This is a genomic window from Pseudotabrizicola formosa, assembly GCF_002900965.1.
In the GTDB taxonomy this organism is placed as follows: domain Bacteria; phylum Pseudomonadota; class Alphaproteobacteria; order Rhodobacterales; family Rhodobacteraceae; genus Pseudotabrizicola; species Pseudotabrizicola formosa.
Genome location: NZ_PJOM01000002.1, coordinates 1,241,022 through 1,266,488, shown reverse-complemented (window position 1 = coordinate 1,266,488; position 25,467 = coordinate 1,241,022). Strand labels below are relative to the sequence as shown.

The window sequence follows — 25,467 nt, the reverse complement described above, 5'->3', positions numbered from 1 at the left end:
CCCCTTTCATCACTGGCCGAACTGGGCTGCCAGCCATTTTTCCAGCCAGTGAATGTTGTAATCCCCGGCTTGAATGTCGGGCTCGTTCAACAGCGCTTCGAACAGCGGGGTGCTGGTGTCAACGCCGTCGATGATCAGCTCGCCAAGCGCGCGGCGCAGGCGCGCCAGCGCCTCGGGCCGGTCACGGCCATGCACGATCAGCTTGCCGATCAGGCTGTCGTAATAGGGCGGGATCGAATAGCCGGAATACAGCGCGCTGTCCATCCGCACGCCAAAGCCGCCCGGCGCGTGGAACATCTTGACCTTGCCGGGGCAGGGCGAGAAGTTCGGCAGTTTTTCTGCGTTGATCCGCACCTCGATGGCATGGCCGTTGATTTCCAGCTCGTCTTGCGTGAACGACATCGGCAGGCCAGAGGCGACGCGGATCTGTTCGCGCACAAGGTCAACCCCGAAGATATATTCGGTGACCGGGTGTTCAACCTGCAGGCGGGTGTTCATCTCGATGAAATAGAACTTGCCGTCTTCGTACAGGAACTCAACCGTGCCTGCGCCGATGTAATTGATCTTGGCGACCGCATCCGCGCAGATCTTGCCAATCTCGGCCCGCATCTTGGGGGTGATCGACGGGCCGGGCGCCTCTTCAAACACCTTCTGGTGGCGGCGCTGCAAGCTGCAGTCACGCTCCCCAAGATGCACAGCGTTGCCCTTGCCGTCGCCAAAGACCTGAATCTCGATATGGCGCGGTTTTTGCAGGTATTTCTCGATATAGACTTCGTCATTGCCAAAGGCGTTCTTGGCCTCTGACCGGGCGGTGCGGAAGGCAACCTCCAACTCGGCTGCGTTCTTGGCCACCTTCATGCCGCGCCCGCCGCCCCCGGCGGTCGCCTTGATGATGACCGGAAAGCCGATTTTCTCGGCCACGCCAATGGCTGTTTCAAAATCGGCCACCCCGCCATCGGACCCCGGCACAACCGGTATCCCCAGCTCCATCGCGGTGACCTTGGCGGTGATCTTGTCGCCCATGATGCGGATATGTTCGGCATTTGGGCCGATGAAGGTCAGGCCATGATCTTGCAACGCCTGTGCAAAACTGGCGTTTTCCGACAGGAAGCCATAGCCCGGGTGCACGGCTTGGGCACCCGTGATCTCGCAGGCCGAAATGATCGCGGCCTTGTTCAGATAACTGTCCGTGCTGGCGGCAGGCCCGATGCAGATCGACTCATCGGCCATCCGCACATGCATGGCATCGGCATCGGCGGTGGAATGGACGGCGACCGATTTGATCCCCATTTCGCGGCAGGCGCGGATCACGCGCAGGGCGATTTCCCCCCGGTTGGCGATCAGGATTTTTTCAAACATCGGCGTCACTCGATGATCAACAGCGGTGCGCCGAATTCAACGGGCGTGCCATCCTCGACCAGAATGCGCTTGATGGTACCGGCGCGTGGGGCGGGAATATGGTTCATGGTCTTCATCGCTTCGATGATGAGCACGGTCTGACCCTCGGCCACGGTGGCCCCGATGGTGATGAAGGGCGTGGCACCGGGTTCGGCGGCCAGATAGCAGGTGCCGACCATGGGCGAGGTCACCGCACCCGGATGCTGGGCCGGGTCTTCCATCGCCGCCGGTGCGGCTGCGGGGGCTGCGGCGGTGGGAGGGGCTGCGGCATAGACCGGGGCGGGGCCAGCCACCTGCGTGGTCACGATATTGGCCTGCTTGACCACACGCACCTCAAGACTGTCGTCTTCGCCATATTCGCGCTTCACGCTCAGCTCGGTCAGCTCGTTCTTGTTCAGAAGTTCTGCAAGGGCCGAGATAAAGGCCACATCTGCGTCGGGGGAATGTTTGCTCATGCCGTCCTCTGGTTGGCTTTTGTGCCAGTTGGTGACCGATCTGTCCGGGCGCAAGGGCCGGGTGTCGGGGCTGTCCGCTTATAGCCCGCGTTTTCCGGCGAGAAAAGCACCCATTCGGTTGCGCAATTTTTGGGCAGTCTGGCGCGCAAGTCCCGGAATTTTGCTGCGCGCCAAAATTTACCGTTTGATAAAAAAATGGACCTGTGCCAGCTTTTTTCCAAAGAACAACCAAAAAGGGGAGACGACCGCCCATGACCAACAGCCCGCTGACGCCCGGCATTGTGCCCAGCCGTCTGCCAGCCGACCGGATCGCCCGGAACTTTGCCGACCACACGCCGCCGCTGGATGCGCATGAGGCGCTGGTGGCCGCGGACCGCTGCTATTTCTGCCACGACGCGCCTTGTGTCACGGCGTGCCCCACCAGTATCGACATTCCGCTGTTCATCCGCCAGATCGCCACCGGCACGGCCGAGTCTGCGGCGACCACGATCTGGACCCAGAACATTCTTGGCGGCATGTGCGCCCGGGTCTGCCCGACCGAGACGCTGTGCGAAGAGGTCTGCGTGCGCGAGGTGGCGGAAGGCAAGCCGGTGGAAATCGGGCGGCTGCAACGCTTTGCCACCGATACGGCGATGGCGCGCGGGTTGCACCCGTTCACCCGCGCGGCCCCGACCGGAAAAACGGTGGCCGTGGTGGGGGCGGGGCCTGCGGGGATGGCCTGTGCGCACCGGCTGGCGCTGCACGGGCATGATGTGGTGGTCTATGAACGCCGCGCCAAACCGGGTGGGCTGAACGAATACGGCATTGCCAGCTATAAAACGACGGGCGGGTTCGCGCGAAGGGAGGTGGATTGGCTGCTGCAGATCGGCGGCATCACGATAAAGACCGGGGTGGAACTGGGCCGCGACATCTCGCTCGACGGGTTGCTTGCACTGCATGACGCGGTGTTTCTGGGCATTGGTTTGGGTGGGGTCAACGCCCTGCGCGCAAGTGGCGAGGACAAGGCGGGCGTCACCGATGCGGTCGATTTCATCGCCGAGCTGCGTCAGACCACCGACCTGACCACCCTGCCGATTGGCCGCGATGTGGTGGTGATCGGCGGCGGTATGACGGCGGTGGACGCCGCCGTGCAAAGCAAGCTGCTGGGGGCGGAAAATGTGACCATCGTCTATCGCCGCGGGCAGGAGAAGATGGGCGCCAGCACATATGAGCAGGAGCATGCCACCAGTGCAGGGGTGCGCATCATCTGCAATGCGGCCCCGGTGGCCGTGCATGGCAATGGCGCGGTGCGCGAGGTGGAATTCGGCTATATGGCCGACACGCCCGAAGGGCTGAAAGCCACCGGAGAGACCTTCCGGCTGAAGGCCGATCAGGTGTTCAAGGCGATTGGCCAGACCTTGACCGGCGCGCCTGACGGCGCGGCGCTGGAGGGCGGCAAGATCGCGGCACTGCCCGCACGGGTCTGGGCTGGCGGCGATTGCACCGGCGGCGGCGAAGACCTGACGGTGACGGCGGTGGCGCAGGGGCGCGACGCGGCAGAAGATATTCACATGTTTCTGAGGGGGTAAGCACAATGGCCAACCTGACAACCGACTTCATCGGCATCAAATCCCCCAACCCGTTCTGGCTGGCCTCGGCCCCGCCCACGGACAAGGAATACAACGTCCGTCGCGCGTTTGAGGCAGGCTGGGGCGGGGTGGTATGGAAAACCCTTGGGTCCGAGGGGCCGCCGGTGGTGAACGTCAACGGCCCGCGCTACGGTGCCGTCTGGGGTGCCGACCGCCGCCTTCTGGGGCTGAACAACATCGAGCTGATCACCGACCGCCCGCTGGAGGTGAACCTGCGCGAGATCAAATCGGTCAAGCGCGATTACAAGGACCGGGCGCTGATCATCAGCCTGATGGTGCCTTGCGACGAGCAGTCTTGGAAGGACATCCTGCACCGGATCGAGGATACCGAGGCCGACGGGGTGGAGCTCAACTTCGGCTGCCCGCATGGCATGGCCGAGCGCGGGATGGGCTCTGCCGTGGGGCAGGTGCCCGAATATATCGAGATGGTCACGCGTTGGGTGAAACAGCACAGCCGGATGCCCTGCATCGTCAAGCTGACACCCAACATCTCTGACATCCGCAAACCGGCAGAGGCGGCCAAGCGTGGCGGGGCGGATGCGGTGAGCCTGATCAACACCATCAATTCGATCACCTCTGTCAACCTTGACAGCTTCAGCCCGGAACCGATGATCGACGGCAAGGGCACCCATGGCGGCTATTGCGGTCCGGCGGTCAAACCCATCGCGCTGAACATGGTGGCCGAAATTGCGCGGTCTCCCGAGACCCATGGCCTGCCGATTTCCGGCATCGGCGGGGTGACGACATGGCGCGATGCGGCAGAGTTCATGGCGCTGGGGGCAGGCAATGTGCAGGTTTGCACCGCAGCCATGACCTATGGTTTCAAGATCGTGCAGGAAATGATTTCTGGCCTGTCGCAGTACCTGGATGAAAAGGGCATGGCGTCGACGGCCGATCTGGTGGGGCGTGCGGTGCCAAATGTCACCGACTGGCAATTCCTGAACCTGAACTATGTGACCAAGGCGCAGATCGATCAGGACGCCTGCATCAAATGCGGACGCTGCTATGCCGCCTGCGAGGACACCAGCCATCAGGCCATCGCCATGAAACCGGGCCGGGTGTTCGAGGTGATGGATGACGAATGCGTTGCCTGCAACCTTTGCGTCAATGTCTGCCCGGTGGAGAATTGCATCACCATGGTCGAGATGCCCAAAGGGGCGGTGGACCCGCGCACGCAAACGCCCGTGGGCGACTATGCCAACTGGACGACGCATCCGAACAACCCGAGCGTCGCAGCAGAATAGGGCGGGGGTCGCCCCGCAGCACCCTTTTACCTCACCGCGCGCCGGGGTTTTGCAACCTGCGGCGCGCGGCATCCACCATCCGTTTCTGCGTGGTGGCGGTGCGGTTGCGCAGATGCATCGCGGCATAGACCGGCTGGCGGATCACCGGTGCGTCGGTGACCATGTGAAACCCGCCCGCTGCCACCAGACCCTGCGCATGGCTTTCCATCACATAGCCCGCCCCGCCCAAACTGTGCAGCAACAGCGCCACGGCACTGCTTTGCCCGACGGACAGCGGGGCGGCATGCAGGAATGGCAACAGCTGCCGGTGCGCGGCCTCGAATGCGGGGGAAAAGTTGGCGCAAATATAGCGGTCCGGGGTCAAGTCTGACAGGCTGGTGGGCTCGGTGCAAATCAGCCGGTAGGGAATGTCGGGCAGCGACTGGAAAAACAGGTCCGGCTGTGGTTTCGGGGTGAAGAGGATGGCGAAATCCAGCGCCCCCGTGACCAGATCGGCGCACATCTGGGTGGAATAATCGGGTTCGACATAGAGCGCCGCCTGCGGCAACATTCCCCGGAACGCCGCAATCAGCGCCCCCAGATGGTCGGCCACCAGATCGTTCTGAATGCCGATCCGCAAGGTCAGCGCCGCCGTGCCGGAATCGGCCACCGCGCGCCGCGCCATCATCCATTCCTGCCGCAAAAGCCGCGCATGCGGCTCGAACTTCAGCCCTTCGGTCGTAAGCTGCGTGCCGGCGCGCGACCGGGTGAACAGCCGCGCGCCAACCGCCTGCTCCAGCGCCACCACCCGGCCCGAGACCGTGGATTGCGTCAGGCCAAGACGCTCGGCACTGCGGTTGAAGCTGCGGGTCTCGATCAGGTCGAGGAAGGTGTCGATCAACTCGATCTGCATCGCGGGCTCCTGCGGCTGGCCCCGGGCCTTGCCGACCACTCCGGGGGGGGCCGGGGCGTGGCAAGCCTGATCGGGATTTCCGATTAATAGGGGCAAAAGGGGCGAATTGAAAGGCTGTGCCAGCGCGCGCAGACTGGCGGCGCAAGTCAGCGGAGAAACGGTATGGCAGGTCTGCCCGGCAGCGCGCGTGTGGTGATTATCGGAGGGGGCGCTGTGGGGGCGTCTGCCTTGTATCATCTGGCCTTGGCTGGGTGGCGGGACGGCGTGCTGCTGGAGAAGAACGAGCTGACGGCAGGCAGCACCTGGCATGCGGCAGGCAATGTGCCGACCTTTTCGGCCAGCTGGTCGATCATGAACATGCAGCGCTATTCGGCGAGCCTCTACCGGACCTTGGGCGACCGCGTCGGCTATCCGATGAATTACAACGTCACCGGGTCGGTGCGGCTGGGGCATTCTGCGGAACGCCTGCTGGAATTCCGCCGTGTGGCGGGGATGGGGCGCGCGCAGGGGATGGATCTGACGGTGCTTGGGCCGGAGGAGATTCGTGCGCGCTATCCATTCGTGGAAACCCATGACCTGACCGGCGCGCTGTACGATCCCTATGACGGCGACATTGACCCGGCACAGCTGACACAGGCGCTTGCCAAGGGCGCGCGCGACATGGGCGCGCATGTGGAGCGGTTCTGTCCGGTGACGGCGGCGGAATGGACCGGAACCGAATGGGTGCTGACCACACCCAAAGGGCAGATCCGGGCAGAATATGTGGTGAATGCGGGCGGCTATTATGCGGCCGAGGTCGGCCGGATGTTCGGCCGCCGGGTGCCGATGATGGTGATGAGCCATCAATACATGCTGTTTGATGCCATCCCGGAACTGGAGGCCTGGACACGCGAGGTCGGCCACAAGCTGCCGCTGCTGCGCGATGTGGATTCCAGCTATTACCTGCGTCAGGAAAAGATGGGCTTCAACCTTGGCCCTTATGAAAACCCCTGCCGCGCGCATTGGGCGACGCCCGATGACCCGATGCCCGACGACTTCAGCTTTCAGCTGTTCCCCGACGATCTGGAGCGGCTGGAGTTCCAGATCACCGACGCCATGGCGCGGGTGCCGTTGCTGGCCGGGGCCCGTCTGCAAAAGGTGATCAACGGGCCAATCCCCTACACGCCCGACGGCAACCCGCTGATCGGGCCGATGCCGGGGGTGCCCAATGCGTTCGAGGCTTGCGTCTTCACCTTTGGCATCTGTCAGGCCGGCGGAGCGGGCAAGGTGTTGGCGGAATGGGTGACGCAAGGCGCGACCGAATGGGACATGTGGTCCTGCGATCCGCGCCGCTTTACCGGGTTCGAGGATCACGATTACTGCGTCGCCAAGGGGATGGAGGTCTACGGGCACGAATATGCCATGCATTTCCCGCACCATGTCTGGCCTGCGGGGCGGATGAAGAAAGTCAGCGCCGTGCATGACCGCGTGGCGGCGCTTGGTGCGCAGCTCGGGCCGTATAATGGCTGGGAACGGGCGCTTTGGTACGCGGGTGATGGGGATGACACCTCGGAGGCCGCTCAGCGGACATGGGCGCGCAAGGGGCCTTGGTTCCGCGCGGTGCAGGCGGAATGCGCGGCGGTGCGCGACGCCTGCGGTATCCTCGATCTGCCGGGGTTTTCGCGCTTTGTGATCCGGGGGCCGGGGGTGGCGGAGTGGCTGGGCCGCCAGATCACCGGCAAGGTGCCATCCGTGGGGCGGCTGGGGCTGGCCTATTTCGCCGATGACAAGGGGCGGATCGTGACCGAGATGTCTGTGGCGCGGTTGGCCGAGGACAAACTCCTGCTGATCACCGCCGCCACCGCGCAGGCGCATGACAAGGACTGGCTGCTGCGGCATCTGGATCCGGGGCTGGCGCTGGAGGATCAGACCGAGGCCTGGTCCACGCAGATCCTGACCGGGCCGAAGGCGCGGGCGGTGCTGGCGGGGGTGACGGAGGCAGACCTGTCGCGGCCCTGGCTGACGTGGCAAGACGCACGGATTGCCGGGGCGGAGGTGCTGCTGATGCGGGTCAGTTTCGCGGGGGAGCTGGGGTGGGAGATCCATTCCCGCACGGAAGATACGCCAGCGGTCTGGGACGCGATCTGGGGCGCAGGTCAGGGGCATGGGTTGCGGCCCTTTGGCATGTTCGCGCTTAATGCCTTGCGGATCGAAAAGGGCTATCGGGCATGGAAGGGCGATCTGTCCACCGATTACACCGTGCTGCAAGGCGGATTGGAGCGGTTTGTGGACTGGTCTAAGCCGGAGTTCCGGGGCCGGGCGGCGTTGATGACGGAGCGGCAGGCGGGCGTGACCAAGCGGTTTGTGACCCTGCGCATCGACGCGGGCGATCTGGACCCGCCCTATATGGCGACCCTCTGGAAGGGTGATGCAGTGGTGGGCGAAGTTACCAGTGCAGCCTTCGGGCACCGGGTGGGGGCCTGTCTGGGCCTTGGCATGCTGCGCGCCGATCTGGCGGTGCCGGGCCTGGTGCTGGAGGTGGAGGTGTTCGGCGACAGGGTGGCGGTGGAGGTGCTGCCGGAGGGGCCGGCGTGGGATCCGGGGAACCTGCGGTTGCGCGGCTGAGAGGACAGGACCGGGGGTTTCACACCCCCGGACCCCCGTGGGATATTTTTGAACAGATAATGAGGTTTGACGTGGGTTTGCCGGACAAGGCGCGGGCGGTGATCATCGGGGGTGGCATTTCGGGCTGTTCCGTCGCCTATCATCTGGCGAAGGCCGGGTGGACCGATATTGTGCTCTTGGAGCGCAAGCGGCTGACGAGCGGCACGACATGGCATGCGGCGGGTCTGATCGGCCAGCTGCGCGGCAGTGCCAACATGACCCGGCTGGCGCGCTATTCGGCAGGGCTTTATGTCGGGCTGGAAGCGGAGACCGGGATTGCCACGGGCATGCGGCAGGTGGGGTCGATCTCGGTTGCCTTGACGGCAGACCGGATGGAGGAGCTGCGCCGGCAAGCGACGCTGGCGCGGATCTTCGATGTCGAGGTGGGGGAGGTTTCGCCCAGCGAGATCAAGGCGATGTATCCGCATCTTGAAGTGGGCGATGTGCTGGGCGGGGTGCATCTGCCGTTGGACGGGCAGTGCGACCCGGCCAATATTGCCATGGCTTTGGCCAAGAGCGCGCGGATGCGTGGCGCGGTGATCGCCGAAGGGGTGGTGGTGACCCGGGTCACCACGGCAGGGGGCCGGGTGACCGGGGTGGAATATACCGGGCCGGAGGGGCCGGGGCATATCGCCGCCGATGTGGTGATCAACTGCGGCGGCATGTGGGGGCGGGATCTGGCGGCGCTAAATGGGGTCACGGTGCCGCTGCATGCTTGCGAGCATTTCTATCTGGTGACAGAGCCGGTGACGGGTCTGGGACATCTGCCGGTGCTGCGGGTGCCTGATGAATGCGCCTATTACAAATCCGATGCCGGCAAGATGATGCTGGGGGCCTTCGAGCCCAAGGCCAAGCCCTGGGGGATGGGTGGTATCCGGGCGGATTTCGAATTCGATACACTGCCCGAGGACTGGGATCATTTCCAGCCGATCCTGGAGGCGGCAATGGCGCGCATGCCGCTGTTCCAGAGCGCTGGCATCCATACCTTCTTCAACGGGCCAGAGAGTTTTACGCCCGATGACCGCTATTATCTGGGGGAGGCACCGGAACTGGGCGGCTATTGGGTGGCGGCGGGGTATAATTCCATCGGCATCGCCTCATCCGGTGGGGCTGGGATGGCGCTTGCGCATTGGATTACCGAAGGCGAGCCGCCGTTCGACCTGTGGGAGGTGGATATCCGCCGGGCGCAGCCGTTCCAGAAGAACCGGCGCTATCTGAAAGAGCGGGTGAGCGAGACGCTGGGGCTTTTATATGCCGACCACTACCCGTACCGGCAGATGGCGACCAGCCGGGGTGTACGGCGCAGCCCGCTGCACGAAGCGCTCAAGACGTGCGGCGCGGTCTTTGGCGAGGTGGCGGGATGGGAGCGGGCGAACTGGTTTGCCGATGCGGGGCAGGAGGCGGCCTATCAGTATGGCTGGGGCCGGGCGAACTGGTGGGGCAACCAGCGCGCCGAGCATCTGGCGGTGCGCACAGGCGTCGGCCTGTTTGACATGACCAGTTTCGGCAAGATCCGGGTCGAGGGGCGCGACGCCTGCGCCTTTCTGAACCGGGTCTGTGCGGCGCAGGTCGATGTGGCGCTGGGCCGCGTGGTCTACAGCCAGATGCTGAATGCGCGCGGCGGGATCGAGAGCGATCTGACAGTCACCCGCCTGTCGGAGACGGCGTTTCTGCTGGTGGTGCCGGGGGCGACCTTGCAGCGTGATCTGGCCTGGCTGCGGCGGCATCTGGGAGACGATTTTGCCGTGATCACCGATGTGACAGCGGCGGAAGCGGTGCTGTGCCTGATGGGGCCGCAGGCGCGTGAGGTGCTGGGCCGGGTGTCGCCGCAGGACTTTGGCAATGGTGCGCATCCCTTTGGGACGGCGCGGGAGATCGAGATCGGCATGGGTCTGGCCCGGGCGCACCGGGTGTCTTATGTGGGGGAACTCGGCTGGGAGCTTTATGTGCCCACCGATCAGGCGGCGCATGTGTTCGAGGCTTTGCGCGAGGCCGCGCCGGAGATGAAACTGTGTGGGCTGCATGCGCTGGATTCGTGCCGGATCGAGAAGGCCTATCGCCATTTCGGCCATGACATCACCGATGAGGATCACGTGCTGGAGGCGGGTCTGGGCTTTGCCGTCAGCCGCAAGAAGCCGGCATTCATCGGCCGCGACGCCGTGCTGCGCAAGGCGGAGGCAGGGCTGACCCGGCGGATGGTGCAATTCCTGGTGCGCGATCCGGGGGCGATGATCTTTCACAACGAGGCCATCGTGCGGAATGGAAGGATCGTCGGGCCGGTGACAAGCGGCAATTATGGTCATGCTTTGGGCGGAGCCGTGGGCTTGGGCTATGTGCCGTGTTCGGGGGAGACCGAGGCGGATGTCCTGGGATCAACCTATGAGATCGAGATCGCCGGGCGGCGCTATGGGGCGGAGGTGTCGCTGGTGCCGATGTATGATCCGGGGTCTGAACGGATGCGCGCGTGACCGGTGTTGGACCGGGGGTTTTCCACCCCCGGACCCCCGGAGGATATTTACGAACAGATATTGAAACAGGGGCGTGGCAATGAGTGATCTTGGCGAAGTGTGTGAGCCGTTGCGTGCGAAGCGGTCGGGCGGTCGGGGGGCGCGGGTGGCGTTGCGCGCGGCACCCTTGTCGGAAGCGATGCGCCCCATCCGGCCCGGAATGCCGGGCGGGCAGTACCGGCCGCTGACCGATGCGGGCATGGCGCGCATTCACCAGGCGGCCTTGCAGGCGCTGGAAGAGATCGGGTTGTCACAGGCCCCACCCTCGGGCGTGGCAGTGATGACGGCGGCGGGGGCGGTGCTGGGAGATGACGGGCGGCTGCGCTTTCCGCGCGCGCTGGTCGAGGACATGCTGGCGGTGGCGGCGCGCGACATCACGCTCTATGCCCGCGACCCGCGCCATGACATGCATCTGAGCGGCAGCAAGGTGCATTACGGCACGGCGGGCGCGGCGGTGCATATCGTCGACCCGTTCACGCTGGAGTACCGCGACAGCACAGCGCAGGATCTTTATGATGCCGCAAGGCTGGTGGATAACCTCGACAACATCCATTTCTATCAGCGCACCATGGTCTGCCGCGATGTGGTGGACAACCGCGACATGGATCTGAACACGCTTTATGGCTGTCTGGCCGGGACCGTGAAGCATGTCGGCACGTCCTTCAGCGACCCGTCCCATGTCGCCGATTGTTTTGACATGCTCTACATGGTGGCGGGGGGCGAGGAGAAATGGTTGGAGCGGCCGTTTGTCAGCAATTCCAATTGCTTTGTCGTGCCACCGATGAAGTTTGCCGAAGAATCCTGCATCACCATGGAAGACTGCATCCGGCGCGCGATGCCGATGCTTTTGCTGAGCGCGGGGCAGGCCGGGGCGACGGCACCGGCACCGATTGCGCTGACCATCGTGCAGGCGGTGGCAGAATGTCTGGCCGGCGTGGTCTATGCCAATGCGATCAAAAAGGGCGCGCCCTGCATCTTTGGCACCTGGCCCTTCGTCAGCGATCTGCGCACCGGGGCGATGTCGGGCGGATCCGCCGAGCAGGCGCTGCTGACCGCGGGCTGCGCGCAGATGCACCGGTTCTATGACCTGCCCGGCGGGGCGGCGAGCGGGATTTCCGACAGCAAGCTGCCCGACATGCAGGCCGGGTGGGAGCAGGCGATCACCAACACCCTGGCCGGTCTGGCGGGGTTGAACCTGTGCTACGAGGCGGTGGGGATGCATGCCTCGCTTTTGGGGTTCTGTCTGGAATCGCTGGTGCTGGGGGATGATCTGCTGGGGCAGGCGATGCGCTGTGTGCGCGGCATCGACGTGACCGAGGACTCGACCTCCATCGAGGCGATGAAAGAGGTCTGCCTGGGCGGGCCGGGGCATTACCTTGGGTCAGACCAGACCCTGCGCTTGATGCAGACCGAATACACCTATCCGATGGTGGGCAACCGGATGAGCCCGAAGGAGTGGAACGAGGCAGGCAAGCCGCAACTGCTCGACAAGGCGGTGGAGCGCAAGAATGCGATCCTCGCCAAGGCCGGGTGCCGGGTGGCCCCCGAGATCGATGCGGCGATCCGTGCGAAATACCGGATCCATTTCCAGTGAGGCGTATCATGGGCGGAGAAACAGCGTGAAGATCGGCTATATCGGGCTTGGCAATCTGGGCGGGCATCTGGCGGCCAGCCTGATCCGCGCGGGGCATCAGGTGGTGGTCCATGACCGTGACACCGCGCTTGCCGAACGGCACCGCGCAATGGGGGCAGGGGTGGCGGACAGCCCGGCCGATCTGGCGGGCCGCGTGGATCATGTCTTCACCTGCCTGCCCTCTCCGGCCGTGTCCGAGGCGGTGCTGGCGCAGGTGTTGAGCACGGCGCGGCCCGGGATGACATGGGTGGAAAATTCCACCCTTGGCCGCGATGACGTGATCCGGCTGGCGGAAGTCGCGCAGGCGGCTGGCCTGCGGATGCTGGAGGCACCGGTGACGGGCGGCGTGCATCTGGCGGCGCGCGGGGAAATCACCGTGCTGGTGGGCGGCGACGCCGATTTGCTAGATCTGCACCGCGCCGCGCTGATGGCCATCGGCAACCGGCTGTTCCACATGGGGCCGCTGGGGTCGGCGGCGGTGATCAAGGTGATCACCAATATGCTGGCCTTCATCCATCTGGTCGCGGATGGCGAAGCGCTGATGTTGGCTCGCCGCGGGGGCTTGGATCTGAAAACCGCATGGGAGGCGATTGCCGCCTCATCGGGCAGCAGTTTCGTGCATGAAACCGAAGGCCAGCTGATCCTGAACGGCAGCTATGACATTGCCTTCACTATGGATCTGGCGCTGAAGGATCTGGGCTTTGCCATGGGGTTCGGGCAGGAATTCGGCGTGCCGCTGGACCTGGCGGGCCAGACCATGCAGACCTTTGTCAAGGGTCGTGCGGCCTATGGCGGGGCGGCGCAATCGACGCAGATCGTGAAGCTGCTGGAAGACGCGCTTGGCACCGATCTGCGGGCCGAAGGGTTCCCGGCCCGGCTGGAGTAGATGGCCCCATACTCCCGGAGGGTCTGCCCCCGCTCCACCAGCCTACCGCCAGATCGGATTGGACCAAGCCCGCTTGCCCGCACTGTCCATCAGCGTCACCCGCAGCCAGGGGCTGTTGCCAAAGCGGGAGAGGTCCATCTCGGCGCTGGTCATCGAATGGCCATGGACCGCGCGGGCAGCGGTGCCTTGACCTTGCACGATCATGGCGGCGACGGCGCTGCTCTCGACCTCGATCCGGTCATCGAACAGGCGAATGTCGCGCAGTTCTGGGCCCTGGCTGGAATAGAAGTCACCGGCTTTGAGGGCCGAGAGCAGGGCCTCGGGCGTGTTTTCGGGCGCTTTCACCATCACCCAGCCGCCAAAATGGTCCGGCTCATGGAAATGCGCGTCGTCTGTGGCGATCATGGTCAGGCGGCGGCCTTCAGACAGCAGCAGGTCGGCGATGGCGGCGCCATCGGGGCGGTCGCAGCCCATGGCGCAGCCGTGGTTGTAGATCTCCACCGCATGGGCGGCGGTCACGCCGCGCGCGTCCGCCAGTGTCAGGCCAGACCATTGCGGATGGGCAATGGCGACAAAGGCTCCGGCCTCGACTGCACGAGCGGCCAGCGCGGCGGCGGATTCCTGCCCGGGTTTGGCGTGAAAATCCGGGCTGTCAGAGGGCGGAAAATCCGCGGGCAGGCCGACGGCGAGGATATGCCACAGCTCGCCATTCGCCATCGCACCGGAATGGAGTTCGGCCCCAAGGATGGTCGTGAACCCTTCGGTCCGGTACGGCAACGTATCAACGATCGGAAAATCATAACACCCGACGAAATGATCGGTCAGCGCCAGAAAATCATAGCCTTCTGCACGATAGCGACGGCACACCTCTTCGGGCGGCAGCACGCCATCGGACCGGGTGGAATGGGTGTGCAGATTGCCGCGCCAGAAACGACCGGCGGTGGAAAAGGCGGATGGACGGATCATGGGCGGCGGCTTTCTGAAAGGGCACTGCCGCGGCACGCTAGCCGCGGCAGGTGACCGTTTCAAGACGCTGTCACCCCAGTGTCACCAGCGCATGCCGCTTTTTCCCCGCCGTCAGTTTGAGCGGTTCGGCCAGATCGCCCGCGCCAAAGCGGCGGCCGCTGTCGGTTACGATGTCATCATTGACCCGCGCCCCACCTTCCGAGATCAGGCGCTTGGCGTCCTTGCCGCTGGCCGACAGGCCCGCGCGCACAAAGAGCTGCACGATGCCGATGCCATCCGCGATTTCTGCAGGTGCCAGGGTCACCGTGGGCAGATCGTCGCCGATGCCGCCCAGTTCGAACACCTCGCGCGCGGTGGCTTCGGCGGCCTGTGCGGCCTCTGCCCCGTGCAGCAAAGTTGTGACCTCATTGGCAAGAATGACCTTGGCCGCGTTGATCTCGGCCCCTTGCAGGGCACCCAGACGCTCACACTCCTCCACCGGCAGTTCGGTGAACAGCTTGAGGAAGCGCCCCACATCGGCATCGGTGGAGTTGCGCCAGAATTGCCAGAATTCATAGGGCGACAGCATCGCGCCATTGAGCCAGACCGCGCCATTGGCCGATTTGCCCATCTTGCGCCCGTCGGATGTGGTCAGCAGCGGTGTGGTCAGCCCATAGACTTCATGGTCCACCACCCGGCGCGTCAGATCGACACCATTGACGATATTGCCCCATTGATCCGACCCGCCCATCTGCAACAGGCAGCCATAGCGGCGATTGATTTCAAGGAAATCATAGGCTTGCAGGATCATGTAGTTGAATTCAAGGAAGGACAGCGATTGCTCCCGGTCCAGCCGTGACTTCACCGAGTCAAAAGACAGCATCCGGTTGACGCTGAAATGCCGCCCGATGTCGCGCAGGAATTCGAGGTAATTCAGATGATCCAGCCATTCGGCATTGTTGAGCATGATGGCGTCGGTCGGCCCGTCGCCATAGCTCAGGTAGCGGGCAAAGACCTGCTGCATGCCGGCGATGTTTTCGTCGATCTTTTCCGGCGTCAGAAGCGGGCGTTCCTCGGCGCGGAACGACGGATCGCCCACCTTGGTGGTGCCGCCGCCCATCAGGGTGATCGGCTTGTGGCCACATTTCTGCAACCAGCGCAGCACCATGATGTTGAGCAGATGCCCCACATGCAAGGATGCCGCCGTCGCATCATAGCCGATATAGGCGGGCACGACCCCGGATCGAAATGCCTCGTCCAGCGCCTGATAATCCGTGCAATCGGCCAGAAAGCCCCGGGTCATCATCACGCGCATGAAGTCTGATTTCGGATGGTAGGTCATGTCGTCCTCGTGTCATAGACTGTGGGGGGGTATAGCGGCGGCCGGCGGGTTTGAACAGATGGGGGGGCTTGGAAAGATGCGAGTGACAGGGGCCATCTGGGCTTTGGGGGCGATGTCAGGCACCTCGCTGGACGGGGTGGATGCGGCGATGGTGCTGACCGACGGGCAGTCGATTGCACAATTCGGCCCAGATGCCTACCGGGCCTATAGTCAGGCAGAGCAGGATGTGATCCGCGCCGCCTTTGGCCACTGGCCGGGGGACGCGGGGGTGGATGAGGCGGCGGCGGTGGTGGAAACCGCCCATGCGCAGGTGCTGTCGCGGTTTTCGGGGGCGGATGTGGTGGGGTTCCACGGCCAGACATTGGCGCATGACCCCGCCGGGCGCGGCACGCATCAGGCTGGCAGCGGGGCCTTGCTGGCGCAGGTGCTGGGGGTGCCGGTGGTCTGGGATTTCCGCAGTACGGACGTGCAGATGGGCGGGCAGGGCGCACCGCTGGCCCCGTTCTTCCACCACGCCTGCGCCCGCTTTGCCGGGCTGGATGCGCCGGTGGCCTTTCTGAACCTTGGCGGGGTCGGGAACCTGACATGGGTGGACCCAAGGGTTGCGCGGCCCGAAGATCCGGGCGCATTGCTGGCCTTTGACACCGGGCCTGCCAATGCGCCGGTCAATGATCTGATGCTGCAGCGGCGCGGCCTGGGGCAGGATCTGGGCGGGGCACTCGCCGCTTCCGGGATGGTGGACGAGGCCGTGGTAGAGGCCTTCCTGTCGCATCCGTATTTCTTCAAGATGCCGCCAAAGTCGTTGGACCGGAATGGTTTTCCCGGCCTGTTGTCCGCCGTCGCGCCCTTGTCTGATGCCGATTCCGCCGCCACCCTTGTCGCCTGTGCCGCCGCCGCAGTCGCGCGCGGGGCCGAGCATTTTCCGCATCCCGTCTCGCGCGTTCTGGTCTGTGGCGGCGGGCGGCACAATGCGGCGCTGATGGCGCAGCTTGCCGCACGACTGGGGGTGGAGGTCGACCCGGTAGAGGCCATCGGGCTGAACGGCGACATGCTGGAGGCGCAGGCCTTTGCCTATCTGGCCGTGCGGGTGATGCGCGGCCTGCCCACCTCGGGCCCGGCCACCACCGGCGTGCGCGCGGCGGTGGGGGGCGGCCAGATCAGCCGGCCCTAGGCTTTCAGTCTTCGGTCAGCGGCAGGTCGGGCAGGCGGCGGGCGGCCTCTTTGCGGGCAAAGGTTTTCAGGCCCAGACCGGGGCCATCCATGAATTCGGCGGCGCGGGCGGGGTCATGCTTGGCCAATGTGTCGATCCAGTCGGCAATCGCCTTCTGGATGAACCAGTTGCGATCTGTCACCAGATGCTCGGCCCAGATCAGCCCGGTTTCGCGCGCGTCATATTCGGCGTCTTTCAGATTGTTCAGCTTGGCAAAGGGCAGCAGCATCTGCAGCGCAGCGCGCCGTGCCCAATGGCTTTCACTCTCGACCCACTGTTCCAGATCGGACAGACGGGTCAGGTCGGCCACCACCCGCTTTTGCCCAGCAGTGGTGACCAGATCGGCCAGTGCCCAGACATCCAGCTCCTCCACCCACATGCAGATCACCGTCCACGCCCGGTTGTCGGGGCGCAGGCGGGCTTGGCTCAACAGCTTCGCGGCAGCAACGCGCGCGTCATGCACATTGGTGTTCCACAATCCTTCGGCCAGCGACACCCGCCCCTCGACCGACAGATCGGCACGCCATTGGGCCACATGCGCGTCGATCTGCGCCGGGGTCAGCCCCAGATAGCGGCGCCCCGAATCTGCGGGGGCCTTGTGATAGGCGGCGGCTTCGGCGGCCTTGGCCGGATGGGCCACAGTCTCCAGCGCTTCCAGCGCCTGGTAGGGGGTCATGGGCGCTTGCCCCGTGCTGTCTGTGCCACCGATATTTCCCTTTACTGCCGGATTTCGAACCGGATGGACCCTACAGGAATACCGGCGCGGGAGACAACCGCATCATTCACGATCACCCCGTCCTCGCGCAGATAGATCACATCGGCAAAGCCGAGCCGGGTGACGCCTTCATTTGATTTGAAATCGGCGGTGTAGGTCAGCCGCACCTCGCCGTTTTCCTCGATCACGGTGGCTTGCCCCACCGTATCCTCGCGCCGCCCGGTCCAGCGGCCGGGGCCGTTGCGGTCAAACACCCAGGTCAGACGGTCGGTCTGGCCGTCGTCATAGACAAAATCCTCGACCACCGTCATTCGCTGGCCGCCGCGCGACAGCCGCCCGTCCAGCCGCGCATCAAAGCGCCGCTCATCCCCGGTCAGCCAGACGCGGAACAGGCCCTTGCCGCGTTTGCGCCCGACAAAGGCCGCGTCCAGCGTTACGGGGCGGGTGGGAACAGTGGGCGAGGCCGGGGCCGAGGCGCAGCCGCCAAGGGCCAGCGCGCCAAGCAGGAACAGGCGACGGTGCATCTTATCCTCCGGGTTGTTGCCTCGCGCAGATAGCGCGCGCTATTCCACAGTCACGGATTTGGCCAGATTGCGCGGTTGGTCCACATCGGTGCCCTTGGCGATGGCGGTGTGATAGGCCAGCAATTGCGCCGGTACCGCATAAAGGATCGGCGCAAAGATCGGGTCCACCGCGGGCATGGTCAAGGTGGCCCAGGTGCCGGGCCCTGCTTCGGCCAGCCCGGCGGCATCCGAGATCAAGAGCACCTTGCCGTGCCGCGCCATCACCTCTTGCATGTTCGACACGGTCTTGTCGAACAGCGCATCGCGCGGGGCCAGAACGATGACCGGCACCTGTGCATCAATCAATGCGATGGGGCCGTGCTTGAGTTCCCCCGAGGCATAGCCCTCGGCATGGATATAGCTGATTTCCTTGAGCTTCAGCGCGCCTTCCAATGCCATCGGATACATCGGGCCACGTCCCAGAAACAGGATGTCCTGCGCCCGGGCCAGCTCTTCGGCGAGCTTGGCAATCTCTCCCGATTGGCCAAGCGCGTGGTTCATCAGCCCCGGAAGCGCGTGCAGCGCCGCCAGATGCGCGGCAAGGGCAGCTGCATCAAGCCGCCCCCTGTCCACCCCGGCCTTGAGCGCCATCAGCGCCAGCACCATCAGCTGCGAGGTGAAGGCCTTGGTCGAGGCCACCCCCACCTCGACCCCCGCCAGGATCGGCAGGGTCAGATCGGATTCGCGCGCAATGGAGGAGGTGGGCACGTTGACCACCGAGACAACCTTGGCCACCTTTTCTTTCGCATAGCGCAAAGCTGCCAGCGTGTCGGCGGTTTCGCCCGACTGGCTGACGAAGACGGCCCATTGATCGGGGGACAGCGGCGGCTCACGGTAGCGGAATTCCGACGCAATATCGATGTCGCAGGGCAGGCCCGCCAATGCCTCAAACCAGTATTTGGCGACATGGCAGGCGTAGGAGGCTGTGCCGCAGGCGACCAGCACCAGACGGTCCACCCCGGTAAAGTCCACGCCTGCGGGCAGGTGTAGGGCGGGGTTCACCCCGCCCTGCGAGGCGCCTTGCGTATAATGCTGCAACCCTGCCGCCAGCACCACCGGCTGTTCGGCGATTTCCTTGGCCATGAAATGCTTGTAGCCGGCCTTTTCGATCCGGGTGGCGTCGATCTGGATGCGGGTCTCGGCGCGGTTGGCGCGGCGGTCGTGATCGTCAAAGATTTCGGCCCCGGCACGGGTGACCACCGCCCAGTCCCCTTCTTCCAGATAGGTGATGCGGTCGGTCATCGGCGCAAGCGCGATGGCATCCGAGCCCACGAACATCTCGCCCTCCCCATGGCCAATCGCCAGCGGGCTGCCCTTGCGCGCGGCGATCAGCAGATCATCCTGACCGTCGAACAGAAAGCACAGCGCAAAGGCCCCGTGCAGGCGCTTGACGGTCTGGCGCGCGGCCTCTGTCGGGCTGGCCCCGCCGTCCATCGCCTGCTGCACCAGCAGCGCCACGGTTTCGGTGTCGGTCTGGCTTTCCTGCGCATAGCCCGCCGTTGCCAGGTCCGCGCGCAGCTCCCGGAAGTTTTCGATGATCCCGTTATGCACCACCGCCACCGGCCCGGCCTTGTGCGGATGCGCGTTGACCACCGTGGCGGCCCCATGGGTGGCCCAGCGGGTATGGCCAATGCCCGCCTTGCCCGCCAAGGGGTCATGCACCAGCAGGTCCGACAGATTCACCAGCTTGCCCACCGCGCGGCGCCGGTCCAGCCTGCCGTGGTTCACCGTGGCGATGCCTGCGGAATCGTAGCCGCGATATTCCAGCCGCTTGAGCGCCTCGACCAGCAGGGGGGCCACTTCATGATTGCCCAGAACGCCGACAATTCCACACATGGTTTATCCTTTGGCCTTTGCGGCCTTGAGGGCGCGCAGCCGCGCAAAAAGCTTGGTCGCAAGTCCGGGTTTGGTCACCTGCCGGGCGCGGCCTACCGCCAGTGCCTCGGCCGGCACATCTTCGGTGATGACAGAGCCAGAGGCGGTCATCGCATGGTCGCCCACGGTAACAGGGGCCACCAGCATGGTGTCCGACCCGATGAAGGCGTTCTTGCCGATCCGGGTGCGGTGCTTCATCACACCATCATAATTGCAGGTCACCGTGCCCGCGCCGATATTGGTATACTCACCGATATCGGCATCACCGATATAGGTCAGGTGGCCGATCTTGACGCCTTCGTCCAGAATGGCGTTCTTGATTTCGACGAAATTGCCGACATGCACATCTTCGGCCAGTTCGGCCCCCGGGCGCAGGCGGGCGAAGGGGCCGACGGTGGCGCCGCGGCTGATGTGGCAGCCTTCCAGATGGCAGAAGGCTTTGATCTCGGCCCCGGATTCCACGGTGACGCCGGGCCCGAAGATGACATTCGGCCCGATGATGGCATCGCGGCCCACCACAGTGTCGAGCGCAAAGAACACGGTTTCCGGTGCGGTCAGGGTGACGCCGTTTTCCAGCGCCTCGGCGCGGGCGCGGATCTGAAAAGCGCGTTCGGCGTCAGCCAGTTGCGCCCTTGTGTTCACACCAAGCGTTTCCTCCTCGGGGCAGATCACCACGCCTGCCGACAATCCGCGTTTGCGGGCGAGTTCCGGCAGATCTGTCAAGTAGTATTCCCCCGCCGCATTGGCGTTGCCGACTTGGCCCACAAGGTCGAACATCAATTTCGCATCGGCACAGATCACCCCGGAATTGCAAAGGGTTATCGCGCGTTCTTCATCTGATGCGTCCTTGTACTCGACAATCTTTTGCAGATTTTCCCCCTCGGCCACCAAACGGCCATAGCGGCCCGGATCGGCGGCGTGAAAGCCCAAGACCACCACCGCATGGCGGGCGCGGGCGGCCTGCATCGCCTCCAGCGTCTCTGGCCGCACGAAAGGCGTGTCGCCATAGAGCACGATCACATCACCCGAGGCATCGGCCAGCAGGGGGGCGGCTTGCGCCACGGCATGGGCGGTGCCCTTCTGTTCGGCCTGCACCACGGTCAGCGCGTCTTCGTCAAAGGCCAGCGTGGCCTTGGTCACCGCATCCGCCCCATGCCCGGTGACCACCACCACCCGCTCGGGTGCCAGCGCGCGGCCCGCCTGCATTGCATGATGCAACAGGGGGCTGCCCGCCACAGGGTGCAGCACCTTGGGCAGGTCGGAATTCATCCGCGTGCCCTGACCTGCTGCCAGAATGACCAAGGATACCGGCATACTGCCCCTTTCTTTCTTGTTGCCTCCGTTTTACCCATGGGGCCGGGGGCCGCAAGGCCCGTGTTCCTCACGCAAGGTTACAGTCTATGCGCACTGTCGTTTTCGATCTGGACGGCACCCTTGCCGATACCAGCGATGATCTTCTTGCCGCTGCAAATGCCTGTTTTCAAAGGCTGGGCCATGGCGACATGCTGGGCCCCGACGATAGGCTGACGGCCTTTCACGGCGGGCGGGCGATGCTGCGCTTGGGCTTTTCGCGGCTGGGGTCGGTCGAGGAGGGGCAGATCGACGCGCAGTACCCGGTGCTGCTGGAGGCATATGGGCAGGCGATTGCGGTGCATACAAAGCTGTATCCGGGGGCGGTCGAGGCGGTGGAGGCCCTGCGCCGCAAGGGCATTGCCGTGTCGATCTGCACCAACAAGCCCGAAGCTCTGGCCGAAGAGCTGACGCTGCGGCTTGGCATTCGCGGCCTGTTCGGGGCGCTGATCGGCGCCGATACCCTGCCCACCCGCAAGCCCGATGCCGCGCCCTATATTGCGGCGGTGCGGCAGGCAGGCGGCACGGTCGGCCGGTCGATGCTGATCGGCGACACCGAGACCGACCGCAAGACCGGGCTGGCCGCCGGGGTGCCGGTGGCGCTGGTCACCTTTGGCCCTGAAGGGCGCAGCATCGCGCGGCTGCAGCCCGAGGCGCTGCTGGATCATTTTGACGATCTGCCCGAGCTTGCGACGCGCCTTTTGGCCTGAGGCTCAGGGCAGGAAGCTGCGCCGGCACCACAGCGCCGTATCGCCGTATTCCTTGACCAGTTCTGCGGGTGTGCGGCTGGTCATGATCCGGTCAAACCGCTGCACCATCGCCCGGCGGCGCTGCTCTTCGGTGCCCGGTACCTGATCGAGGATCACCAGTGCCGCCCGCTGCGCCGTGTCGCGCATATTGCGCGCAATTTCGCCCATGTCATACAGGGTCGAGGACACGATGAACAACATGGCCGAGCAATGCAGCGCCTGCGCCGCGCGGCCTTCGATGATCAGATCGGCCTGCGCCGGCGCTGATTGCGCGGCATTGGCGAAGGACAGCGCCAGACAGGTGGCGATGCAGAGGTGGCGCATGGGGTCTTCCTTTTTCCTGAACCTACCGTGACACAGTGACCCCTCCGCGCCAAGCCATTGACGATCCGGCGATTGCGACACATGTTCCCCGGCATGGAACGGTTCACCGGCAGCTTTACCCAACAAGAGCCCATCCCCGAAGCGGGGATCGCGGCAGCGATGGATATTCTGCGGCACGGGCGGCTGCACCGCTATAACACTGCGCCCGATGAAATCGCGCAAACCGCGCTGCTGGAACAGGAATTTGCCGCCTTTACCGGCGCGCGCTACTGCCTTGCGGTGGCTTCGGGCGGCTATGCGATGGCCACCGCCTTGCGCGCCTTGCAGGTGGGGCCGGGGGAGGCGGTGCTGACCAATGCCTTCACGCTGGCCCCGGTGCCGGGGGCGATTGCCAGCATCGGCGCGCGTCCGGTGTTCATCGAAACCACGCCCGACCTGACCATTGATTTTGCCCATCTGGAGTCGATGGCGCTGTCTACCGGCGCGCGGGTGCTGATGCTGTCGCACATGCGCGGGCATCTGTGTGACATGGACCGGCTGATGGCGCTGTGTGACCGTCTGGGCGTGAAGGTGATCGAGGATTGCGCCCATACCATGGGTGCGGCGTGGAACGGCGTGCCTTCGGGCCGGCATGGGGTGATCGGCTGCTATTCGACGCAGACCTACAAGCACATGAACTCGGGCGAGGGCGGTTTGCTGGTGACGGATGACGCCGATCTTGCGGCGCGGTCGGTGCTGCTGTCGGGCAGCTATATGCTGTATCCCCGCCACCGCGCGGCCCCCCCGCCCGAGGTATTTGAGGGCTTGCGGCTGGACATTCCCAATATTTCGGGCCGGATGGACAATCTGCGCGCGGCGATCCTGCGGCCGCAGATTGCATTGCTGCCAGACCGCGCGGCGCGGTGGCTGGCGCTTTACCGCGCGGTGGAACAGGGGCTGGAGCAGACCAACGGCTTGCGCCTGATCCCCCGGCCGGATGCCGAACAGTTTGTGCCCTCAAGTTTCCAGTTTACGCTGCCGGGGTGGGAGCCTGCACGGGTGGCCGCGCTGATCGCGCGCTGTGCGGCACGCGGGGTAGAGCTGAAATGGTTCGGTGCGCCGGACCCGGTGGCCTTCACCAGCCGCTATGACCATTGGCACTATGCGGCCCCCCGGCCCCTGCCGCAGACCGATGCGGTGCTGGCGGGGCTGATCGACATGCGGCTGCCGCTGACCTTTACCCCGGCGGATGCGGCCATGATCGCAAGGATCATCCGGGCCGAAGTGCTGAGCCTGAGGCAGGGCGAGATTTCCCCGGTTGCGGCGCTGCCCTTGGGCGACTGACGGGCCGTTCCCTGCGTCGAAACAGTTAACCTTACGATTCGCGTGCCGCAGCGCAGCAAGTATCTGGAACTGCAAGGCATGCCTTGTGCCCGGTTTTCGGGGTGTGACGATTTTCACCCTGTATTGTGGCGTGTTTTCGATACCCTGTCCGTTGACCCCGCTGGGGGAGCAGAGTAAACGGGTGCGCAAGAGTGCAAGCGGGTCGCCAGCATCCGCAGCTCGCAGTCGCCAGCCGAAGGAGCATCTCGTGGACGCACTTCTCCGAGAGTATTTTCCGATCATCGTTCTACTTGCACTTGCAATCGGACTGGGGCTTGTTCTGCTTCTGGCCGCCGCAGTGCTTGCTGTCCGCAATCCCGACCCGGAAAAGGTGTCGGCCTATGAATGCGGATTCAACGCCTTTGATGATGCCCGGATGAAATTTGATGTGCGGTTTTACCTCGTGTCAATCTTGTTTATCATCTTTGATCTGGAAGTCGCCTTCCTGTTTCCCTGGGCGGTTGCCTTTGGTGAAATCAGCATGACGGCGTTCTGGTCGATGATCGTGTTCCTGGGCGTGCTGACGGTGGGCTTTGCCTATGAATGGAAGAAGGGGGCCTTGGAATGGGAGTGATGGCAGGAGCCAACACGGCGGGCGGCGACATGGAGGTTGCCACCCAGGCCCTGAACCGTGATCTGCAGGACAAGGGGTTCTTGCTGACCTCGACCGAAGACATCATCAACTGGGCCCGGATCGGCTCTTTGCACTGGATGACTTTTGGCCTGGCCTGCTGCGCGGTAGAGATGATGCACACCTCGATGCCGCGCTATGATGTGGAGCGCTTTGGCGTGGCACCGCGCGCCAGCCCGCGCCAGTCTGACGTGATGATCGTGGCGGGCACGCTGACCAACAAGATGGCCCCGGCGCTGCGCAAGGTTTACGATCAGATGCCAGAACCGCGCTATGTGATCTCGATGGGCTCCTGCGCCAATGGCGGCGGCTATTATCACTACAGCTATTCGGTGGTGCGCGGTTGTGACCGGATTGTGCCGGTCGATATTTATGTGCCCGGCTGCCCGCCCACGGCCGAGGCTTTGCTTTACGGCATTTTGCAGCTGCAGCGGAAAATCCGCCGCACCGGCACCCTGACCCGCTGAGGAGAACATCATGTCCGAAGCCCAAGTCTCGGAAGCGCTGCAAGAGTTGGCCGCCCATATCGCGATGCGCCGGCCCAATGATGTGCTGGCCTCGCATGCTGCCTTCGGCGAGCTGACGCTGGAGGTGGTGAGCAGCCACATCGCTGATTTTGCCGATTTTCTGCGCACCGATGCGGCGTGCCGCTTCTCATCATTGGTGGATATCACGGCGGTGGATCACCCCACGCGCGAGCGGCGCTTTGATGTGGTGTACCATTTTCTGTCGATGTATCAAAACCACCGCATCCGGGTGAAAATCGCGGTGGGTGAGGCGGATATGGTGCCATCGCTGGTCGGTGTGCACCCCAGCGCCAATTGGTTCGAACGCGAAGTGTTCGACATGTTCGGCATCCTGTTTTCCGGCCACCCCGATCTGCGCCGCATCCTGACCGATTACGGCTTTCGCGGTCACCCGCTGCGCAAGGATTTTCCGACCACCGGTTATACCGAAGTGCGCTATGACGAGGCGCAAAAGCGCGTGGTCTATGAGCCGGTAAAGCTGGTGCAGGAGTATCGGCAGTTTGATTTCATGTCCCCCTGGGAAGGCGCGCAATATGTGCTGCCCGGGGATGACAAGGCGGGGGCCAAATAGATGGCCCGCGACCAAAA

The 25,467-nt window shown here is 64.4% G+C and carries 22 protein-coding genes; 12 read left to right on the top strand and 10 right to left on the bottom strand.

The genetic code is table 11. The features are described 5' to 3' along the window. Positions 1 to 9 precede the first annotated feature (9 nt). Together accC and accB are read right to left on the bottom strand one after the other, a co-directional pair. Entirely contained in the window at positions 10 to 1,359 is a 1,350-nt protein-coding gene (gene accC / locus CXR43_RS10000) for an acetyl-CoA carboxylase biotin carboxylase subunit (protein ID WP_103333797.1), read from the bottom strand. 5 nt (positions 1,360 to 1,364) lie between these two features. Further along, positions 1,365 to 1,853 (bottom strand): acetyl-CoA carboxylase biotin carboxyl carrier protein, encoded by a 489-nt coding sequence (gene accB, locus CXR43_RS09995; protein WP_103333796.1) that lies wholly within the window; start codon positions 1,851 to 1,853, stop codon positions 1,365 to 1,367. A 251-nt stretch (positions 1,854 to 2,104) separates the two neighbouring features. Between accB and CXR43_RS09990 the strand changes: the two genes are divergently transcribed. Together CXR43_RS09990 and preA are read left to right on the top strand one after the other, a co-directional pair. Further along, positions 2,105 to 3,421 (top strand): NAD(P)-dependent oxidoreductase, encoded by a 1,317-nt coding sequence (locus tag CXR43_RS09990; RefSeq protein ID WP_103333795.1) that lies wholly within the window; start codon positions 2,105 to 2,107, stop codon positions 3,419 to 3,421. 5 nt (positions 3,422 to 3,426) lie between these two features. Then, the gene (gene preA, locus CXR43_RS09985; RefSeq protein ID WP_103333794.1) at positions 3,427 to 4,725 is read left to right on the top strand and encodes an NAD-dependent dihydropyrimidine dehydrogenase subunit PreA; all 1,299 of its coding nucleotides are present in this window, start codon (positions 3,427 to 3,429) and stop codon (positions 4,723 to 4,725) included. A 31-nt stretch (positions 4,726 to 4,756) separates the two neighbouring features. Here the strand turns inward: preA and CXR43_RS09980 are convergent, their stop codons facing one another. Beyond that, positions 4,757 to 5,617: a LysR family transcriptional regulator gene (locus CXR43_RS09980; RefSeq protein WP_103334177.1), complete on the bottom strand. Its 861-nt coding sequence runs from the start codon at positions 5,615 to 5,617 to the stop codon at positions 4,757 to 4,759. A gap of 162 nt (positions 5,618 to 5,779) precedes the next feature. Here CXR43_RS09980 and CXR43_RS09975 point away from each other — a divergent pair, with 162 nt between their 5' ends. The 4 genes from CXR43_RS09975 (at position 5,780) to CXR43_RS09960 (ending at position 13,286) form a co-directional block, all read left to right on the top strand. Next, positions 5,780 to 8,221, top strand: a complete 2,442-nt coding sequence (locus CXR43_RS09975) for a GcvT family protein (RefSeq protein ID WP_103333793.1) — start codon at positions 5,780 to 5,782, stop codon at positions 8,219 to 8,221. A gap of 71 nt (positions 8,222 to 8,292) precedes the next feature. After that, entirely contained in the window at positions 8,293 to 10,728 is a 2,436-nt protein-coding gene (locus CXR43_RS09970) for a GcvT family protein (protein WP_246831330.1), read from the top strand. A 79-nt stretch (positions 10,729 to 10,807) separates the two neighbouring features. Then, a complete protein-coding gene (locus tag CXR43_RS09965) occupies positions 10,808 to 12,361 on the top strand; it encodes a trimethylamine methyltransferase family protein (protein ID WP_103333791.1) in 1,554 nt (517 codons plus the stop codon). Positions 12,362 to 12,386: 25 nt separating this feature from the next. Beyond that, positions 12,387 to 13,286 carry an NAD(P)-dependent oxidoreductase gene (locus tag CXR43_RS09960; protein ID WP_103333790.1) on the top strand — a complete coding sequence of 300 codons (900 nt, stop codon included), beginning with the start codon at positions 12,387 to 12,389 and terminating at the stop codon, positions 13,284 to 13,286. 42 nt (positions 13,287 to 13,328) lie between these two features. Here CXR43_RS09960 and CXR43_RS09955 read toward each other — a convergent pair whose 3' ends face one another. Together CXR43_RS09955 and tyrS are read right to left on the bottom strand one after the other, a co-directional pair. Then, positions 13,329 to 14,252 carry a CehA/McbA family metallohydrolase gene (locus CXR43_RS09955; protein ID WP_435530792.1) on the bottom strand — a complete coding sequence of 308 codons (924 nt, stop codon included), beginning with the start codon at positions 14,250 to 14,252 and terminating at the stop codon, positions 13,329 to 13,331. 70 nt (positions 14,253 to 14,322) lie between these two features. Continuing rightward, on the bottom strand, positions 14,323 to 15,573 hold the full coding sequence (tyrS, locus tag CXR43_RS09950; RefSeq protein WP_103333789.1) for a tyrosine--tRNA ligase: 1,251 nt from the start codon (positions 15,571 to 15,573) through the stop codon (positions 14,323 to 14,325). A 76-nt stretch (positions 15,574 to 15,649) separates the two neighbouring features. On the opposite strand from tyrS, the gene CXR43_RS09945 reads away from it, so the two are divergent. Continuing rightward, positions 15,650 to 16,744 carry an anhydro-N-acetylmuramic acid kinase gene (locus CXR43_RS09945; RefSeq protein WP_103334175.1) on the top strand — a complete coding sequence of 365 codons (1,095 nt, stop codon included), beginning with the start codon at positions 15,650 to 15,652 and terminating at the stop codon, positions 16,742 to 16,744. Positions 16,745 to 16,748: 4 nt separating this feature from the next. On the opposite strand, the gene CXR43_RS09940 is transcribed toward CXR43_RS09945, so the two are convergent. The 4 genes from CXR43_RS09940 to glmU are packed head-to-tail and all read right to left on the bottom strand — an operon-like array spanning position 16,749 to position 21,250. Next, on the bottom strand, positions 16,749 to 17,459 hold the full coding sequence (locus CXR43_RS09940; protein WP_103333788.1) for a DNA alkylation repair protein: 711 nt from the start codon (positions 17,457 to 17,459) through the stop codon (positions 16,749 to 16,751). 41 nt (positions 17,460 to 17,500) lie between these two features. Further along, on the bottom strand, positions 17,501 to 18,022 hold the full coding sequence (locus CXR43_RS09935) for a DUF3833 family protein (RefSeq protein ID WP_103333787.1): 522 nt from the start codon (positions 18,020 to 18,022) through the stop codon (positions 17,501 to 17,503). 39 nt (positions 18,023 to 18,061) lie between these two features. Continuing rightward, positions 18,062 to 19,897 carry a glutamine--fructose-6-phosphate transaminase (isomerizing) gene (gene glmS / locus CXR43_RS09930; protein ID WP_103333786.1) on the bottom strand — a complete coding sequence of 612 codons (1,836 nt, stop codon included), beginning with the start codon at positions 19,895 to 19,897 and terminating at the stop codon, positions 18,062 to 18,064. Positions 19,898 to 19,900: 3 nt separating this feature from the next. After that, positions 19,901 to 21,250, bottom strand: coding sequence for a bifunctional UDP-N-acetylglucosamine diphosphorylase/glucosamine-1-phosphate N-acetyltransferase GlmU (gene glmU, locus CXR43_RS09925; RefSeq protein ID WP_103333785.1), 1,350 nt, complete (start codon positions 21,248 to 21,250; stop codon positions 19,901 to 19,903). A gap of 86 nt (positions 21,251 to 21,336) precedes the next feature. Between glmU and CXR43_RS09920 the strand changes: the two genes are divergently transcribed. Then, complete coding sequence (locus CXR43_RS09920) at positions 21,337 to 21,996, top strand: HAD hydrolase-like protein (protein WP_103333784.1); 660 nt, start codon at positions 21,337 to 21,339, stop codon at positions 21,994 to 21,996. A 3-nt stretch (positions 21,997 to 21,999) separates the two neighbouring features. On the opposite strand, the gene CXR43_RS09915 is transcribed toward CXR43_RS09920, so the two are convergent. Next, positions 22,000 to 22,359, bottom strand: coding sequence for a hypothetical protein (locus CXR43_RS09915; protein ID WP_103333783.1), 360 nt, complete (start codon positions 22,357 to 22,359; stop codon positions 22,000 to 22,002). 93 nt (positions 22,360 to 22,452) lie between these two features. Here CXR43_RS09915 and CXR43_RS09910 point away from each other — a divergent pair, with 93 nt between their 5' ends. From CXR43_RS09910 to CXR43_RS09895, 4 genes are all read left to right on the top strand, one after another. Next, positions 22,453 to 23,682, top strand: coding sequence for a DegT/DnrJ/EryC1/StrS family aminotransferase (locus CXR43_RS09910; RefSeq protein ID WP_103334174.1), 1,230 nt, complete (start codon positions 22,453 to 22,455; stop codon positions 23,680 to 23,682). Positions 23,683 to 23,929: 247 nt separating this feature from the next. Further along, complete coding sequence (locus tag CXR43_RS09905; RefSeq protein WP_103333782.1) at positions 23,930 to 24,295, top strand: NADH-quinone oxidoreductase subunit A; 366 nt, start codon at positions 23,930 to 23,932, stop codon at positions 24,293 to 24,295. Beyond that, a complete protein-coding gene (locus CXR43_RS09900; protein WP_103333781.1) occupies positions 24,286 to 24,819 on the top strand; it encodes a NuoB/complex I 20 kDa subunit family protein in 534 nt (177 codons plus the stop codon). Before CXR43_RS09905 ends, CXR43_RS09900 begins: the two co-directional genes overlap by 10 nt. Positions 24,820 to 24,829: 10 nt before the next feature. Continuing rightward, complete coding sequence (locus CXR43_RS09895) at positions 24,830 to 25,450, top strand: NADH-quinone oxidoreductase subunit C (protein ID WP_103333780.1); 621 nt, start codon at positions 24,830 to 24,832, stop codon at positions 25,448 to 25,450. The last annotated feature ends 17 nt before the right edge of the window (positions 25,451 to 25,467 follow it).

Coding starts and splice junctions, on each gene's coding strand:
- CXR43_RS09920 (WP_103333784.1), top strand. CDS start 21,337: ATGCGCACTGTCGTTTTCGATCTGGACGGCACCCTTGCCGATACCAGC.
- glmU (WP_103333785.1), bottom strand. CDS start 21,250: ATGCCGGTATCCTTGGTCATTCTGGCAGCAGGTCAGGGCACGCGGATG.
- CXR43_RS09915 (WP_103333783.1), bottom strand. CDS start 22,359: ATGCGCCACCTCTGCATCGCCACCTGTCTGGCGCTGTCCTTCGCCAAT.
- CXR43_RS09935 (WP_103333787.1), bottom strand. CDS start 18,022: ATGCACCGTCGCCTGTTCCTGCTTGGCGCGCTGGCCCTTGGCGGCTGC.
- CXR43_RS09975 (WP_103333793.1), top strand. CDS start 5,780: ATGGCAGGTCTGCCCGGCAGCGCGCGTGTGGTGATTATCGGAGGGGGC.
- CXR43_RS09910 (WP_103334174.1), top strand. CDS start 22,453: ATGGAACGGTTCACCGGCAGCTTTACCCAACAAGAGCCCATCCCCGAA.
- CXR43_RS09990 (WP_103333795.1), top strand. CDS start 2,105: ATGACCAACAGCCCGCTGACGCCCGGCATTGTGCCCAGCCGTCTGCCA.
- accB (WP_103333796.1), bottom strand. CDS start 1,853: ATGAGCAAACATTCCCCCGACGCAGATGTGGCCTTTATCTCGGCCCTT.
- glmS (WP_103333786.1), bottom strand. CDS start 19,897: ATGTGTGGAATTGTCGGCGTTCTGGGCAATCATGAAGTGGCCCCCCTG.
- accC (WP_103333797.1), bottom strand. CDS start 1,359: ATGTTTGAAAAAATCCTGATCGCCAACCGGGGGGAAATCGCCCTGCGC.
- CXR43_RS09940 (WP_103333788.1), bottom strand. CDS start 17,459: ATGACCCCCTACCAGGCGCTGGAAGCGCTGGAGACTGTGGCCCATCCG.
- preA (WP_103333794.1), top strand. CDS start 3,427: ATGGCCAACCTGACAACCGACTTCATCGGCATCAAATCCCCCAACCCG.
- tyrS (WP_103333789.1), bottom strand. CDS start 15,573: ATGACCTACCATCCGAAATCAGACTTCATGCGCGTGATGATGACCCGG.
- CXR43_RS09955 (WP_435530792.1), bottom strand. CDS start 14,252: ATGATCCGTCCATCCGCCTTTTCCACCGCCGGTCGTTTCTGGCGCGGC.
- CXR43_RS09895 (WP_103333780.1), top strand. CDS start 24,830: ATGTCCGAAGCCCAAGTCTCGGAAGCGCTGCAAGAGTTGGCCGCCCAT.
- CXR43_RS09900 (WP_103333781.1), top strand. CDS start 24,286: ATGGGAGTGATGGCAGGAGCCAACACGGCGGGCGGCGACATGGAGGTT.
- CXR43_RS09965 (WP_103333791.1), top strand. CDS start 10,808: ATGAGTGATCTTGGCGAAGTGTGTGAGCCGTTGCGTGCGAAGCGGTCG.
- CXR43_RS09945 (WP_103334175.1), top strand. CDS start 15,650: ATGCGAGTGACAGGGGCCATCTGGGCTTTGGGGGCGATGTCAGGCACC.
- CXR43_RS09980 (WP_103334177.1), bottom strand. CDS start 5,617: ATGCAGATCGAGTTGATCGACACCTTCCTCGACCTGATCGAGACCCGC.